Genomic DNA, 16385 nt, shown 5'->3' on the forward strand with positions numbered 1-16385 from the left:
TATTTTTTTGTCTTGATTTTTCAGTCCAGTATCTATTGTCAATAGTGCAAGAATTAAATTGCCAGCAACACGACAGGGAACACTAGACTAGGAATTTATGGAAAACTATGTAAAATCACTACCCTATAGTGGTTCTCTATAAAGAGAATAATACTATACTCAAATCATTTGAGTATAGTATACCTTTACTGTCAATTTTAATTTGATCAATTAAATCATCGAAAGAAGTCTATTGCTTACCGCAAACCGTCTTAAGTAAGTTAAGCCAAGCAATCCAGTCACGTTTACCTAAATCTTCTTCAAATGATAATAAATCTTGCACCGATTTTCTACAAGTTTCTTGAGATGGTATGATTAACTCCTGATTTATGGAACATGCTAAACATTGGGTTTTACATGCTTGCTCTAAATGATAAGTATAAAACATAGCTTCATGTATTGTCCTACCACATGCTAATATTCCATGATTACGTAGAAACATAACATAATTTTGCCTGAGATCATCAAGCATTTTATTACTGTGATTAGACGTAAGTATAAGAGAGTTATATTCATGATAAGATAGTCTTTCATAAAAATGCAGTGCCCACTGACTTATTGGCATTAATCCTACTCGCATAGATGATACAGCAACAGTTGCGGGAGTATGCAAATGAAAGATAGATGAAATATCCTCTCTTGCTTTATAGATATTACTGTGAGTGACATAACCGGTTTCATTGTAACTATATTCGCTACCCTCTAAAACTGTTCCATCCAAACTAACTTGCAGTAAATTATTGCTAGTTACTTCCTCAAACCTTAAGCCAAAAGGATAAATATAGTAAAAATCAGCTCCTTTAGGCCTTGCCGATAGATGAGTATATGTATGATCGTCTAAGCCCAAAATTGTAAGAATTTGGTAGGCAGAAACTAAATTAGATTTGATTTCTGAAGTCATTATTATATCATTTTAGTTAATTACTATTTTGAAATATTTTTAATTTGAATTCAGGTAGAACTGCAAACAAATGATCAAAAATATCTGATTGAATATCTTCATATATACCCTTCCTTATTTCATGAGTAAAGACATATAACTCTATTGGTAAGCCATTAGGAGTTGCAGGCAGCTGACGTACTAGAAATGTAAAATCTTGTTGATATATCATGGGGTGATTTCTCAAATATTCTTTTACATATAATCTAAATATCTTGATATTTGTTATATAGTCACCTAGCTGTTCCAAACTCACTTTATCCATTGCTTCTTTTGTCAAATATGATGATTTTTTCAATTCTTGTATAAAAGATACAGTTGAGAGCAATACAATAGTATTTATGTCAATACAGATTGGTCCCTGGATTTTTCTTGCCATTGAGTCACTTATACCTCGCGAGTTTACTACATTAGTTGTTAAAAGACTAGAAGTGGGTATTGTCGAAATAGTTTGATCACTATTCCTAATTTTAACGGATGTAATAGTAATTTTCTCTACAGTACCTTCAACATTATACTGGCTAATACTAACAAAATCGCCAATTCGTATTATATCCTGCGAAATTAGCTGTAAGCTTGATAGCAAAGCCACAACAGTGTCCTTAAACAGAAAGGTTAACAACGCTGCTGCTGCTCCTAAGCTAGTAAAAAATGCACTAAGGGAAACATTCAGAATACTGGAAATAATTATAATGGTAGCAATAGAAATAATAAATATTTTCAATATTTGAGTGTATAAACTTAAATAGGATTGGATAGAAATTGTTAGTCTATTTCGATAAATATCTGCAAAAGTATCGATAAGAGATAAGATTAGCATTGTAACGAAACCGCCTGTATAGAGGATTATCGCAATATTCTTGATGCTAATTATCCAAGGTAAAGTAGGAAATTGCTGTAAGATATTGCCCCAGAATATAATATATAAAGCTAGTAATGTATGTAATAAATAGGTGTATATAGAATATTTTTTAAATATTATTTCATAATCATGATGCCATTGATCAATATATTTTTTGATCATTGAAAAGATTATTGTTTTAATAAAAATAATCAATGGAATGATCGAAGCTATCATAGTTATTAACATTAAAATCTCTTTATCATATTTACGATAAAGATCTAATAAATATTGTACTGTCATATAAGCCAACCTTTTTGTTAAAGATAGATAACATTATCAGGTATAAAAATAATTATTTTTATACCTAATTCTTGTAGTATACAATAATTATAATGTACACTAAGCATTATAATGAATATTTTATAAAAAAGATTATATTTGACTAAAAATAATATCTATTTAAGTGGTAGTTAATATTTTTTCTCCGATTGCTTGCAATCGATAAAGCTTGCGTATATAATGACCGTATGACCTTTCCAAATATCAATCCTGTTATTTTCTCTATTGGACCATTTAGCGTTTATTGGTACTCTATGGCTTACGTTGTAGGTATACTAGTTGGGTGGTTCTATACTTATAAAATTATAAAAAATTTTGAGGTTGATATTACCGTAGCAATCTTAGAACACTATATTACTTGGACTACCCTTGCTATCGTAATAGGTAGTAGATTAGGGTTGTTACTATATGAACCAATTAGATACTTATCTGATCCTATTAGCCTTCTAAAAATTTATGAAGGTGGTATGTCATTTCATGGGGGAGTAATTGGTTTAATTATTTCTAATTATCTTTTTTCCTGCAGGTATAAAGTTAAATTCTTACTTTTAAATGATATATTAGCTACAGTTGCTCCCATTGGTTTGTTTTTAGGTAGAATAGCCAATTTCATTAATGGTGAGTTATATGGTAGAGTGACCAAAATGCCGTGGGGGATGGTTTTTCCAAATAGTGATCTACAAACAAGACACCCCAGCCAACTTTATGAAGCCTTATTTGAAGGGATTATATTACTCTCAATTCTAGCTTATGCCACTTTTAAATACAAAAGTATCAAGATACATGGTTTAAATTCTGCCATATTCCTAATATTTTATTCTGTATCCCGAACTATTATAGAAATGTTTCGTGAGGTAGACTCTCCTCATATAGGCTTTATTTTAAAATATCTAACTATGGGACAAATTTTATCATTACCTATGCTAATAGTAGGAATTTATTTAATAATACAAATTAAATGCCAATCGACTCCAAAATAAGAAAACTTATTGAACAGAATGGTAGTATTAAGCTTGATGAAATGATGCTCCAAGTAATGTCGGTAAATCCTTCTTCTTACTACAAAAAACAAGATAAGTTAGGTTGCCTAGGAGATTTTACCACAGCTCCAGAAATTTCTCAGCTTTTTGGTGAAATGATAGCGTTATGGGCTATTGATCAATGGCATAAAATGGGATGTCCTCAGAAAACTAATTTAGTTGAGTTAGGTCCTGGACAAGGAGTATTAATGCGGGATTTTCTCAATGTTGCTAAATTAGTTCCAAAATTCTACCAATCCCTTTCAATAGAATTGATTGAAATTAATCCTCATTTCATCAAGAAACAACAAACAAACCTAAAGATGGCGGGTTTACCTATTAAACACCATACAGCAGTACAATATATATCTAAAATTCCTTCTATTATAATAGCTAACGAATTTTTTGACACTATGCCAATTAAGCAATATATTAAAACCAAAGAACTTTGGTACGAGTCAATACTTATTATTGACCCAACTGATGGTAAAATTAAGTTCGATAAGATAGAGGTTAGTAAAGAATTGCAAAACTACTTACTGCAAGAACACTCAAACGCATATGATGGAGCAGTAATAGAAGAATCACCTAAATCATTAGAAATTATAAAATTTATTAGCAAGCATATAATGAAATTTGGTGGGGCTAGCTTAGTTATTGATTACAGTTATGATATAGATCCAATAAAAAGGATGCGTAACCAATACGACCCTACTTTACAAGCGATAAAAAATCATAAATATTACCCTCTGCTTGAAACTTTAGGAGAAGCTGATTTGTCAGCACATGTTGACTTTTATGCTTTAAAAACAGTAGCCCAAAATATAGGAATAAATGTTTATAGATCAATAACACAACGTGATTTTCTAATTGGTAATGGTATATTATTACGAAGTAAACTATTGCAAAATAAATTACCTATTATAGAAGCAAATATAATAGCAAAACAAGTTGATAGGCTAATCGCTCCCAATAAAATGGGACTATTGTTTAAAGTATTATGCCTTGTACAGGAGTAAGGTATAATTCCTATAATAACCTCAAGTATTGAAGAAAAAGTATAATTTTTATTATTTAATACCATTTTGCTATTAGTGCTAGCATATATTTAGGATATTATACTAAACACAGAATAAATATAAGAAACAGTTTTGTATGATAGATGATGCTAAAATAGAAAATATAGACTTTGGTAATGCATTATCAGAGCGTTACCTCTCTTATGCCTTATCAACAATTATGTCAAGATCCTTGCCAGACGTTCGTGATGGGTTAAAACCAGTGCATCGCAGATTATTGTATGGCATGCTCCAACTAAAGTTAGAACCGACCTCTGCCCATAAGAAATGTGCAAGAGTTGTCGGTGATGTAATGGGTAAATATCACCCACATAGTGACGTTGCACTGTATGATACATTAGTACGTCTTGCACAAAATTTTTCTCTTAGATATCCACTAATTGATGGACAAGGAAATTTTGGTTCTATTGATGGAGATAACGCAGCAGCTATGCGTTATACAGAATCAAGAATGACAGAAATTTGTACCTTATTAATGTCAGATATAGATCAAGATACTGTCGATTTTCGTGCTACATATGATGATTCCGATACCGAACCGGTAGTTATGCCCGCTATGTTTCCTAATTTACTGGCTAATGGTTCAGAAGGTATAGCAGTTGGAATGGCAACCAGTATACCACCACATAATTTACATGAATTATGTGATGCACTAATATATTTAATTGACCATCCTCAATCAAATGTTAACGATATTTTGCAATTTGTCAAAGGCCCTGACTTTCCAACCGGTGGAATAATTATTGATAGAATAGATTCAATCCGCCTAGCCTATAGCGTAGGGCGTGGGAGCTTTAGAGTAAGAGCAAGATGGGCAAAGGAAGACCTAAGTTATGGTTTATATCAGATAGTAATTACTGAAATACCTTATCAAGTACAAAAATCTAAACTTATCGAACAAATAGCTGTACTGTTAAAAGACAAAAAAATTCCTTTAATAAGCAATATTAGAGATGAATCTACAGAAGATATAAGATTAATTATTGAACCTAGGGATCGTAATTGTGATCCTAATATAATTATGGAGTTATTGTTCAAATTAACAGTTCTAGAAAATAGAATTCAACTTAATATGAATGTTATAGGTTCAAATAATATTCCTAAAGTAGCTAATATACTGGAAATATTGCAGGAGTTTTTATTACACCGACAAAATATTATTACTCGCAGATCTAAATTTCTTATTGGCAAAATTGAACATAGGTTGGAAGTTCTCAAAGGTCTAAGAATAGCTTACTTAAATTTGGATGAAATAATTAAAATTATTCGTGAAGAAGATGAACCTAAACAAGTAATGATAGCTAAGTTTGCTTTAACTGATGTGCAAGTTGAAGCAATTCTTAATACAAGATTGCGATCTTTAAGAAAATTGGAAGAACAAGAAATTATTAACGAGCATAATCTACTCGAAAAAGAACATGCGAATTTACAGAAAATTCTACAATATCCGAGTGAATTAAAAAAGATAGTTAAGAAAGAAGTTAAAATGGTGCAAACAAAGTTTGGTTTTAGCACTAAATTGGGGTTACGCCGAACTAGTTTTGAAGAAGCTAATATTGTTGCTCAAATTGTTGATATTTCAGCCTTTATAGCCAAAGAACCTATCACCATAATTTGTTCCAAAATGGGGTGGATTCGCTCTTTAAAAGGTCATAATAACGATTTATCAACTGTTAAATATAAGGAAGGAGACGCAGAAAATTTTATTCTAGAAGGCTATACTACTGACAAAATTCTTATATTAAGTGCAGCGGGGCGTTTTTTCACTATCCTAGCCGATAATATATTTAAAGGCAAAGGCAATGGAGAATCTATAAAATTGATGATAGATATAGGTAATGAAGAAATCGTAAGTATGTTGGTCTATAAGCCCACCCAAAAACTTTTACTGGCAAGCAGTATTGGTAAAGGATTTATTATTGATTCAGATGAGGTAGTAGCACAAACTAAACTCGGTAAGCAAATTATGCAAATTCCTGCAAATCATTCCTGTATTGCTTGTGTGCCTGTAGAAGGTGATTGTATAGCTTGTATAGGTGAGAACCGGAAATTACTAGTATTTAAACTAGACGAAATACCAATAATGAAACGAGGACAAGGGGTAATTCTACAAAAGTTCAAAAATGCTAAACTTATGGATGTCAAGATATTTGATAGTAGTTTAGGACTAAGCTGGAAAGTAGAAGAAAAGATTAGGGTAGAGAAAGATCTTTTACCATTTCTTGGACGACGAGGTTCGGTTGGTAAAATCCCTCTTAGTGGATTCCCTAGAAATAATAAATTTTCTTAAGATGAAAATATATGAATAATTCCTCTAATTATATTAATAGACCTCTTACAAAACTAGAGATGAATACTAGACTTCCTGCAGAATTCGCTTTTGCTGAGGAATTTGTAGGAGACACGGAACGCAGAACCGCAGCGTACTCAAATGTACGTGAGGATTCGAGTACCGGATCGACGCACAAATTACCAGCAAAAGTAGAATTCTGCAGGAAGTCCACTACTAAAAAAATCTCTAATAGCTCAGTTATGGACTATATCCTACTCATGAAGCCAAGAGTGATGGCACTTGTGGTATTTACCAGCTTTTCCGGTCTATGGCTTGCTCCATACCCCATCCATCCATTTATAGCTTGCATCGCTATGCTCTGTATTACACTTGGAGCTGGTAGTAGTGCAGCTATTAACATGTGGTATGATAGGGATATTGATGCGATAATGAAACGTACACAAAACAGACCTCTAGTTATTGGGGTTATAGAACCACAGGACGCTTTAGCTTTTGGCGTGGTTGTAGGGTTCTTCTCAGTTTTTTTGATGGGACTTTGTGTTAATCTACTATCTGCTTTATTATTACTAATAACCATATTGTATTATGTCTTCATTTATACCATGTGGCTAAAACGTTCAACAATGCAAAATATAGTTATTGGAGGGGTTGCAGGTGCATTGCCTCCTATGATTGGCTGGGCAACAGTAACTAATGAGATTTCACTTTTCTCCTTTTCTTTATTTATGATTATTCTAACCTGGACACCGCCACACTCGTGGGCATTAGCAATTTTTCGCTCAGAAGACTACAAAGATTGTGGTGTCCCGATGATGCCGGTAGTAAAGGGAGAATATTATACTAAAAAGCAAATTCTTGCCTATAGTATAATTATGGTTATTACTTCATTTACACCCTTTTTTTTAGGAATAAGTAATATTGTATATTTAGTAATTGCATTTATACTGGGTCTAATTTTTTTATACTATGCTACCTCTCTGTTTAGTGATAAAGATCATAAACAAGCTAAAAAACTATTTGCCTATTCGATATTTTATCTTTTTAGTATTTTTTTAACATTGGACTTCTCTCGAAACTAACTGTTTGTGGATAGCAACAGAACAATAGACCTCTTTCGAAACTTGCTTATGCTGAGGGATTTGAAGGAGACGCTTCACCTCAAACCGCAGCGTACTCTAATTCCGTTACGGATTCGAGTACCGCATCATTGTCCAAATCACTAGCAGAAGTAGAGTTTCGAAAGAGGTCTAATTTAAAAGCCGGGCTGTTTAAACAGCCCAATTTTAAAATTACCCTAAGCAACTATCCCTCCTACCTCAAAAGCTGTTAATGGCTTTGAAGTAGGAGGAATAAATTATGGAACTTTATTCACTATATTATTATGAGAAGCCTTAATAATCGCTATTAGCACACTCACCGGTGAGGTATGTAGTAGATTCTTCAGTAGGGGGATAATAATTAGAATATTTAGCAGAATATTTAGGCAGAGCAGTGTAAGGGCAAGTATAGTCGTATATTTTTTTCATATCCCGACGTAATTCTAGATCGTTTTCTAGAACAGAAGAAGCCTTTGAACATAACGTATATGCTGTATAACTAGGAAATACTGGAAACAGCTGCTTAGCTAACTGTTTTAATTGCCCAGCTATAGCTTCTCTTTTAGCAACATCTGTATGTGGGTAACAATCTATAGCTTGTACTTGCTGATATACTTTACCACCTAAACAGACCTTAGCTAAGCAATCCCTCTCTGCAGCACTATATCCATCTTGAGCAACAGTCTTAGATACTATAGTAGTCCTATTAACATCCATTTCATAATTACCACGTTCATCTTTAAAATAAATACGAATGCTAATGGCTTTACTATAAATTTGTTCAGCTTTTAGTTGTTCTGATGATTGATTGGAAGGTAAAAGAACTCCAGCTAAATTTAGCAAAACTATCTGATCATCGGTAGCTTGCCATATATTTGGATCATTGTCAAGAGCCTTTTTACAAACTATTCTTGCTTTCTCCATTTTATTTGAAGACAAAAGAACGTCAGCAAGAAGCACCAAAATTTTAGAATCCTCTATAGTTTTATATACATCAGGATTCTCTTTAACAGCTTTAATCAAAAGACTTTTAGCCTTGCCTTTAGTAGTGTTATAATTTGAATCTTGCCAATTAAGCGACGGAATCAAATGAGCTAACTTAATTAACTCTTTTAAAACCGTCTCGTCAAGAGGCTTAGCTATAGGAGCTGTAGGAGCTGAGGGAGTCTCTTGAGCAAGTTGCAAATATTTATAATTACCTATATCGATACTGGTATACGCTGGTGGTAGAGATGAAGTAGTAGAAGAGTCACCGGCTTCATCCACTTTAGTATCTTTTGTAGGTGAAGCTTTAGGTTTAAGTGCCTCTAATTCAGCTTTGTGTTCAGTTTTAAGTTTCTCTAATTCAGCTTTTAATTTAGCTTCGTGTTTAGCTTTAAGTTCTTCTAACTGTTTCTCCTGTTCATCAACAGTTATAACCGTCTTTAACTTAAGGGTAGATTTGTCATATTTCTCTTTATCTCTTTCAACTTCTTTTACAGCTTTCTTTATAGCTTTCTTTACAGGTGCCGTAGCAACTGTTGGATTTGAGTTGTACTTTAAAACATAGGCAGCAGCTTTGGCAGCAACTTCTTTATCATTAACTTGGTTACTAAGGTGATCTTGCCATTTTTTAAGGATATTATGAATATCTTGACGTTGTGTAAGATTATTCTTTGATTTGTCTTCAAAATACTTCAAAGCTTCATTTGGATATTTTATTGTACTAAAGTATAGATCAAATATTTGGAAATTATGGCTATTTTTATTCAAATACTCCATTTTTGCACGAGCTTGGTCATATTTTCCAGTCTTAATTAGTAACTGAACTTCTTCTTTGACCTCTTTTAATAAACTATCGTATTGTGGAGAAATACTGGGTACGTCTTTTGCATTTGCACCAAGTGTTTTATATATCTCCACCCATCTTTCTAGTCCTATTATAGATTTATCTCTATCAGGACCATACTTGTTATACGCATGTAATAAATGTATATTATGTTCTTTAAACTCACCTGCTCGGAAGGCACTAATAGCTTGATACTCGTATGTCTTAAATAATAATTGCTTTGTTTCCTCAGGTTTAAGGATACAGTCTTTTTTGATATCGTTATATAAAATTTTATATTGAGCCTGAGCCGCAGTATAACTGGATTGATCAAGAGCCGTACTGATTTTTTGTATATCACCATATTGTTGATTTAAAGCTCCAAGCGCGTCTTGGAAATATTTAAATTTGAGTGCTAAAACAGGTTCAGTACCAGTATCATTAACAGTACTCCTATCTAGACTAGCACTCTTATTTGGACTAGATCTCTTCTGAAATATCTGAGCTATTTTAGACATAATATCCTCCTGGTATAGTTATTGTTTTCATTATTTAATTAGTAGCAGTTAGATTTTATATTATCTAAACCTGCTGCTAAACTACTTTAGTTGTGTAATACTACACACAGAGCTGTCATCCGAGCTACGGCGGGAATGACAGCGTTTGTACTACTGGTACTCCAGTATTACATTTTAGTATGTAGAAATAGGCTCTTGCATAACTTCATTCTTGTAAGGTAATCTTATTGTCAAAATTAAGTAAGGAATTATACATATCTTGTTCTACTTATACTCCTTACTTAATTTTTTTCCAAAACTTCCTCTTTCATAATTTAGCAATACAAGACGTCTTCAGTATATTAAGACAGGTTTATAGCCGGTAATCAAGTAATATCAAATAACATCACGAAAATTATATTAATAACTCTAATAAATAGTAACTTTTCTGTAACTTATGATATTTTTGCAAATACTTCAAGTTTTTCAGTATAGTTAACCTCAACTATTGATGTAAGACATCGGTTTAATAGCTCCGATGTCATCAACTGTTGAAAGTTAGAAGAGGAAGCGGTTTTAATATAACACTCCATTCAATATGTGATTTTAATAATTAAAATCACATATTGAATGATGAAAAAAGTTAATGTTTTTATTTTAGCAAAATGGATTGCCACGCTCACGTACGTTCGCTTGCTAATAGACATATACGTCTATTAAACGTCTATTAGCGAGGAGGCTGTGGTATAGGTATTTGTAAACTTTTAACAGTTGTGCATTAGGTGTCGTGGCGATCTTGTGAAGTAAGGGTTGCTACTTCAAAATATTGCCACGTCGCCGCTTTCAGCGACTCCTCGCAATGACGTATTTTTTAATAATTCTAAAAAACTTGATTATCGAGTATTAGGCATTTTCTTTTCAAATATTCTCCTTCAACCAAATTAGAAATTTTTTAAACCAACTAGTATCGTTATTATCATTAATATCAAAATTATTTTTTTGTATTTTTAAAGATTGATTTTTTACCATACCTATAGAAGTGGAGTATATATGGGGATTATAATCTTCAGCAAAACCTAGTAAGACCTCTGGTTTACCAATTCGTACTTGTTTTTCAAAAATTTTGCTTGCCAGTTCTTTTACTCCTCGGAGCATTGCCCCACCGCCGGTAATAACAATGCGATAAGCGATCATATTGCCTGCAACAACTTTGTCATATTCTGCTTGAACCATCAATAATATTTCTTCTACTCTTGAATTAATGACAGATGCAAGATACTTTGAAGTAATTGTTGGTCTGCCGCTATCAGGAATCTCCATTTCAGAATCTTCTAAAATAATAACACTATCTTTATCAAAAGAAGATGGCATAGCATTACCATGAAGAATTTTAAGTTTTTCTGCAACATCAAGGCTTACTGAAAAGACTTTTGCTATGTCAGATGTAATATGAAAGCTACCTATATCTATGTAGCTTGTATATAGTAATTTACCTGAGACGAATACACCAAATGAGGTAGTTCTAGCACCCATATCAATTATAATAGAACCAAGAGCTTTTTCATCTTCTGAAAGACAAGCAATTCCCGAAGCGTAAATTGCTAATATAATATTATTTACTTCAACATGACATTTTGCAAAACAATTGGTAATATTCATCAGCATATTAGAATTTGCTGTAATAATATGTAATTCACACCCTAATTCTTTGCCAAACATCCCAACTGGATCTTCAATAGCATTATTATCGTCAAGAATAAATTCTATAGGAAAATAATGAATAATTTCTTGGTCTTTAAGCTTGAACTCCAATAGGGCTTTTTTGATAAGTTTTTTGATATCTTGCTGTGAAATTGGCTGATTAGAAAGTTTTATTTTATTATTTATGTAATAAGACTTAGTGCCATAGCCTGTTAGTGATATAGTTATTTTTTTTATGTTTTTACCGCAATCTTTTTCTAATGCATAAATCGCCCCGACTATGCTATTTTCTGCCTCTTTTAAATCTAATATGACTCCTGATTTAATGCCTTTTGAGTAATACAGATTTTGGCTTATTATTTTTGCTTCCTCTCTTTTGTCAATATATGCCGCAATGCAAGCTATTTTACTACTACCAAGGTCAAGAGTAACAAAGTTAGACAATTTGGCTTTCATAACTTTTAATATTTTTCCATGTAAACTTTACTCGAATCTCGTAAATCTACAATTTTATAGTTCTGATTAAATAATATATTTTTCATATCCAATCCTGCAAGATAATCTAAAGCATGTTTAAACCTTAAGTCCGGCATTTTAACAGTAATACCTTGTTCTAGATTTAAATCCCAACGTCTTCCTCCATAACGTACAGAAGAGATAATTTTTTTAGCTAATTCAGGGTGTTTAGCTAAATCCTGAATTAATTTGCTAGTATAAATATTAGCATCTGATCCCACAACATGCAAAAGATTAGAGAAACTACCTATATTATTGGTAATTTTATATCCTTCTTGATCAATAAGAAAAACTTGCCCGTTAATCTGCCAAATAGCAATGGGTATTCTTTCAATTAGCCTTATATAGAGAGTATTAGGTAATCTTCTCTCAATAATTGAGACATTTTTAATCCAAGGATTGCGTCTCAAATTACTTTTTATTGAATCCAAATCTAGAGAAAAAATAGCTGTACCCTTATCGGCATTTAAAGTAGCCAATATATCTTCTTCCTGAGTATTATACTGTCCTTCTATTAAAACATTTTCAAGTTTAAATCCAATATCAGAAGTAAATTCGTAAGTATTTTGGATAATTTCTTGTCTTATAGGAGCAAAATAGCTAGTAAAGAAAAATGCAGACAGCAAAACCACTAGGGCAATTTTAATAAAAAATACCACCCTAACATACACCACTCCAATCTTTCGTCGCAGCGGTATATTAGCTTTTTTTTTCTTATTAAACATCTTATTCTTTTTCATGGGTCAATGCTTGCTGTTTCCAAAATTTTTTCAATTAGCGAGCAGAAATCTATTCCCTGTGAAGCAGCTATTTCTGGTATAATTGATAAAGGGGTCATACCAGGATGAGTGTTAATTTCTAGAGCAAAAAATTCATTTGTGCTTTCATCCAAAATAAACTCTGCTCTAATTGCACCCCGGCAATGCATGATTTTATATATTCTTTCAGACTCTTCTAGTAACTTATTATACATATTTTGTGGTAATGGAGCTGGGCATAAATGCTGTGCTAACCCTTCTGTGTATTTAGTATCATAATCATAAAAACGCCGTTTTAGGAGTTTTATTTCCAATACCCCTAAGGCTTTGCCGTTTAAAACGGCGACCTGCATTTCTCTCCCCTTAATATATTCCTCAATCATTACCTGATCACCATAAGGAAAATCATAATCAGCAAAAATAAAATCATCCTCAACAAATATCACCTCAACGCCTATACTTGATCCTTGAGCAATAGGTTTTATAACATACGGTCTTGGCATAGGATCGTTGCTAATATTGTCAGATTTATTAATGACAATACTCTTGGCTATCTTAATATCATTAGCAACAAACCATGCTTTTGCATGTATTTTACTAAATGCTAAAGAAGAAGCAAGAACACCACTATGAGTATAAGGAATCCTTAGGATATTGAGTAATCCAGGCAGACAGCCATCTTCACCATAAGTGCCATGCAAACAATTATAAACTATATCAGGTTTTACCTGCAAAAGTACTGATGCAATGTCTACTCCTATATCAATAAAAGTTACTTTATAGCCACTATCTACCAAAGCTTGGTTAACTCCCGAAGACGATACTAAAGAAACTTCTCGCTCAGCCGACATACCGCCACCTACTACTGCCACATATTTTTTTCCTTTATCACTTAATATTGTAACCTTAGAATTGGCAATAAAGCTTGCTTGATATTTATGCATATTTCCCTATTCGTTTAATCTCCCATTTTAGACTAATTCCACTATCTTCAAATACCTTTTTTTTAACAAGATCACCCAAATCTTCCAAATCACGAGCAGAGCTATTATCATGGTTTATCATAAAATTACAATGTAGTTGCGACATAGAAGCTCCACCTATTTTGTATCCTCTCATACCAGCTTTGTCAATTAATTGCCATGCTTTATGATTCTCTGGATTAGCAAATGTACTACCGCTCGTCCGTTCTTTAATCGGCTGGGTTGCTAGCCTATTTTTATTTATTTCATCCATTTTTGCCAGGATCATCTCTCGCTCCCCAATAGTTGCCTTAAAGATAGCCCTAGTTATAATCAAATCTTGTGGTAAATTATTACCACGATATTTAAAACCTATCTCCTCGTTAGGGATTAGGATAAAATTCCCTCTAGAGTCTATTGCTTCAATTGCTATGATGATATCTTTAAACTCTGAACCATACGCCCCAGCGTTCATAACCACTCCACCACCTATAGTACCTGGTATACCGCTGAGAAACTCAAAGCCAGTAATTGAATGTACCTGACAAAATTTAGCAAGGTTAAAATTAAGGCAACTACTCCCTACCGATATTTGATTATTCGGCATTAATTCTATATTAGTAAAATTTTGACCAAGTTTTATTACAACTCCCTCTATACCACCATCTCTAATAATAATATTTGATCCAGCCCCTAAAACAGTTATTGGTCTCTGTTGTTGGTTTTGTGCTACAAAATCTGCTAAAGTCATTGAGTCTAATGGTTTAAAAAATATCTCCGCAGGTCCACCAACTTTAAACCAAGTTAGATGACTTAGATTGTAATTATTCCTATATTCACCAAGTAATTCCATAATTATAAAATATCTACTTAATAAATTTGTTAAAATAACGTCATTGTGAGAAGCTACTTTAGTAGCGACAAAGCAATCCAAAAAATGACCAAAAATGGATTGCTTCGCTGGCTTACGCCTTCTCGCAATGACGTTCTCGCGTAAATTGCTGATGCAAATCATTGGCCCAAGCAGAAATACTCCCAGCACCCATCATTACTATTATATCATTTGGCATAGCTTCACTAATAATAATTTTAGCTATATCTTTGTGATCCTCGATAAAAGCTGCCATTGGATGAGATTTAGTATTTTTGATTTTATTTACTAAATCTCTTCCCGTTATACCATCTATTGGCTGTTCACCGGCAGCATATATATCTGTAATATACAACTGGTCAGCGTCAGAAAAACAAATTACAAAATCATCAAATAAATATTTAACTCTTGAATATCTATGTGGTTGAAAGATTGCTATAACCTTACTATTTCGCTTATTAGCAATATTTCTTGCCGTAGCAAGTGTAGCTTTTACTTCCTCCGGATGGTGAGCATAGTCATCAATTATCGTAGCATTGTTATATTCTGCCACTTTAGTGAATCGGCGTTTTATCCCTTTAAAGCTATTAAATCCATTTTTAATAATTTTGATACCAAAATCAAGCTCCACAGCTATCGCGATAGCAGCAAGAGCATTAAGGATATTATGTCTTCCTGGGGTAGGTAAAGTGATTCTCTCGATAGTTGTTACGCCATTTACATTAGGTAAACTAATTCGCACATCAAAAGTTGACGATTCAATATCAGAATCTAAATTAAAGGCTTGTATGTTAGCATCATCCGAGTCTATTCCATAAGTTATGATTCTACGCTCAACTATGTCACTTACTAGTTTTCTAACAGCTTGATGATCAATACAAACAACTGCAAAACCATAAAATGGTAAATTAGTTATAAAGCTCCTAAAAGCTTGAATTAAACTATCAAAATTATGGTAAAAATCTAGATGTTCAGGATCGATATTAGTTATTACCGCAACGGTTGCTGGTATGTGAATGAAAGTTGCGTCAGACTCATCGGCTTCGGCTATCAGATAATTCCCAGACCCAAGATAGGCATTAGTAGATTTACTATTAACAATACCACCATTAATTAAAGTCGGACAAAGCCCGGCAGCTTCAAATAAACAAGCAACTAGTGATGTTGTAGTAGTCTTTCCATGCGAACCAGAGATTGCTACAGAGCATTTTAGCCTCATTAATTCAGCCAGCATTTCAGCCCGCCTAATTATTGGTATCTTTCTATGTAAGGCTTCCTGAATTTCAGGATTATCTTTATTTATAGCTGATGATACCACTACATATGAAACATTAGTGACATTTTGTCCTTGATGACCTAGGAAAACCTTAATACCATTATTTTCTAGTCTTTTGGTATTATAATTTTCTGCTATATCAGACCCTTGCACTTTATATCCGAGATTATGTAGTATTTCGGCAATGCCACTCATACCGATTCCTCCGATACCTATAAAATGCATCGTATCAAGAGTTCCGTTTATTTTTTTTAGTTCTAATAAAAACATTTTATATAATAATAGTTATAGTTGTTTATCTCTTGCATAATCAGTTTTTAACCAAAGGTCAAGCTTTTAAGAAAAAA

General features: G+C 32.9%; 12 protein-coding genes. 4 read left to right on the plus strand and 8 right to left on the minus strand.

Annotated features, from left to right (window positions below; all coding sequences use genetic code 11):
* Positions 1-229: 229 nt before the first annotated feature.
* A complete protein-coding gene (locus AAHM86_RS02015) occupies positions 230-940 on the minus strand; it encodes a class II aldolase/adducin family protein (RefSeq protein WP_342268106.1) in 711 nt (236 codons plus the stop codon).
* 16 nt (positions 941-956) lie between these two features.
* The gene (locus AAHM86_RS02020; protein ID WP_342268107.1) at positions 957-2123 is read right to left on the minus strand and encodes a mechanosensitive ion channel family protein; all 1167 of its coding nucleotides are present in this window, start codon (positions 2121-2123) and stop codon (positions 957-959) included.
* Positions 2124-2350: 227 nt separating this feature from the next.
* On the opposite strand from AAHM86_RS02020, the gene lgt reads away from it, so the two are divergent.
* The 4 genes from lgt (at position 2351) to cyoE (ending at position 7632) form a co-directional block, all read left to right on the plus strand.
* Entirely contained in the window at positions 2351-3142 is a 792-nt protein-coding gene (gene lgt / locus AAHM86_RS02025; RefSeq protein ID WP_342268108.1) for a prolipoprotein diacylglyceryl transferase, read from the plus strand.
* Positions 3121-4200 carry a class I SAM-dependent methyltransferase gene (locus tag AAHM86_RS02030; protein WP_342268109.1) on the plus strand — a complete coding sequence of 360 codons (1080 nt, stop codon included), beginning with the start codon at positions 3121-3123 and terminating at the stop codon, positions 4198-4200. Before lgt ends, AAHM86_RS02030 begins: the two co-directional genes overlap by 22 nt.
* A gap of 139 nt (positions 4201-4339) precedes the next feature.
* Complete coding sequence (parC, locus tag AAHM86_RS02035) at positions 4340-6550, plus strand: DNA topoisomerase IV subunit A (RefSeq protein ID WP_342268352.1); 2211 nt, start codon at positions 4340-4342, stop codon at positions 6548-6550.
* A gap of 11 nt (positions 6551-6561) precedes the next feature.
* Positions 6562-7632, plus strand: a complete 1071-nt coding sequence (cyoE, locus tag AAHM86_RS02040; protein ID WP_342268110.1) for a heme o synthase — start codon at positions 6562-6564, stop codon at positions 7630-7632.
* A 312-nt stretch (positions 7633-7944) separates the two neighbouring features.
* Here the strand turns inward: cyoE and AAHM86_RS02045 are convergent, their stop codons facing one another.
* From AAHM86_RS02045 to murC, 6 genes are all read right to left on the minus strand, one after another.
* Positions 7945-9975: a hypothetical protein gene (locus AAHM86_RS02045; RefSeq protein WP_342268111.1), complete on the minus strand. Its 2031-nt coding sequence runs from the start codon at positions 9973-9975 to the stop codon at positions 7945-7947.
* An 897-nt stretch (positions 9976-10872) separates the two neighbouring features.
* Positions 10873-12111 carry a cell division protein FtsA gene (ftsA, locus tag AAHM86_RS02050; protein ID WP_342268112.1) on the minus strand — a complete coding sequence of 413 codons (1239 nt, stop codon included), beginning with the start codon at positions 12109-12111 and terminating at the stop codon, positions 10873-10875.
* A gap of 5 nt (positions 12112-12116) precedes the next feature.
* Positions 12117-12911, minus strand: coding sequence for a cell division protein FtsQ/DivIB (locus AAHM86_RS02055; RefSeq protein ID WP_342268113.1), 795 nt, complete (start codon positions 12909-12911; stop codon positions 12117-12119).
* Entirely contained in the window at positions 12908-13873 is a 966-nt protein-coding gene (locus tag AAHM86_RS02060; RefSeq protein ID WP_342268114.1) for a D-alanine--D-alanine ligase, read from the minus strand. The genes AAHM86_RS02055 and AAHM86_RS02060 overlap by 4 nt, the downstream gene beginning before the upstream one ends.
* On the minus strand, positions 13866-14744 hold the full coding sequence (gene murB, locus AAHM86_RS02065) for a UDP-N-acetylmuramate dehydrogenase (RefSeq protein ID WP_342268353.1): 879 nt from the start codon (positions 14742-14744) through the stop codon (positions 13866-13868). The genes AAHM86_RS02060 and murB overlap by 8 nt, the downstream gene beginning before the upstream one ends.
* A 112-nt stretch (positions 14745-14856) precedes the next feature.
* The gene (gene murC, locus AAHM86_RS02070) at positions 14857-16308 is read right to left on the minus strand and encodes a UDP-N-acetylmuramate--L-alanine ligase (protein ID WP_342268115.1); all 1452 of its coding nucleotides are present in this window, start codon (positions 16306-16308) and stop codon (positions 14857-14859) included.
* Positions 16309-16385: the final 77 nt, after the last annotated feature.

Origin of the sequence: Candidatus Tisiphia endosymbiont of Empis tessellata, from assembly GCF_964031035.1 — a bacterium.
GTDB lineage: Bacteria > Pseudomonadota > Alphaproteobacteria > Rickettsiales > Rickettsiaceae > Tisiphia.

Coding starts and splice junctions, on each gene's coding strand:
- AAHM86_RS02045 (WP_342268111.1), bottom strand. CDS start 9,975: ATGTCTAAAATAGCTCAGATATTTCAGAAGAGATCTAGTCCAAATAAG.
- murC (WP_342268115.1), bottom strand. CDS start 16,308: ATGTTTTTATTAGAACTAAAAAAAATAAACGGAACTCTTGATACGATG.
- AAHM86_RS02060 (WP_342268114.1), bottom strand. CDS start 13,873: ATGCATAAATATCAAGCAAGCTTTATTGCCAATTCTAAGGTTACAATA.
- AAHM86_RS02020 (WP_342268107.1), bottom strand. CDS start 2,123: ATGACAGTACAATATTTATTAGATCTTTATCGTAAATATGATAAAGAG.
- AAHM86_RS02015 (WP_342268106.1), bottom strand. CDS start 940: ATGACTTCAGAAATCAAATCTAATTTAGTTTCTGCCTACCAAATTCTT.
- lgt (WP_342268108.1), top strand. CDS start 2,351: ATGACCTTTCCAAATATCAATCCTGTTATTTTCTCTATTGGACCATTT.
- ftsA (WP_342268112.1), bottom strand. CDS start 12,111: ATGAAAGCCAAATTGTCTAACTTTGTTACTCTTGACCTTGGTAGTAGT.
- AAHM86_RS02055 (WP_342268113.1), bottom strand. CDS start 12,911: ATGAAAAAGAATAAGATGTTTAATAAGAAAAAAAAAGCTAATATACCG.
- murB (WP_342268353.1), bottom strand. CDS start 14,744: ATGGAATTACTTGGTGAATATAGGAATAATTACAATCTAAGTCATCTA.
- cyoE (WP_342268110.1), top strand. CDS start 6,562: ATGAATAATTCCTCTAATTATATTAATAGACCTCTTACAAAACTAGAG.
- AAHM86_RS02030 (WP_342268109.1), top strand. CDS start 3,121: ATGCCAATCGACTCCAAAATAAGAAAACTTATTGAACAGAATGGTAGT.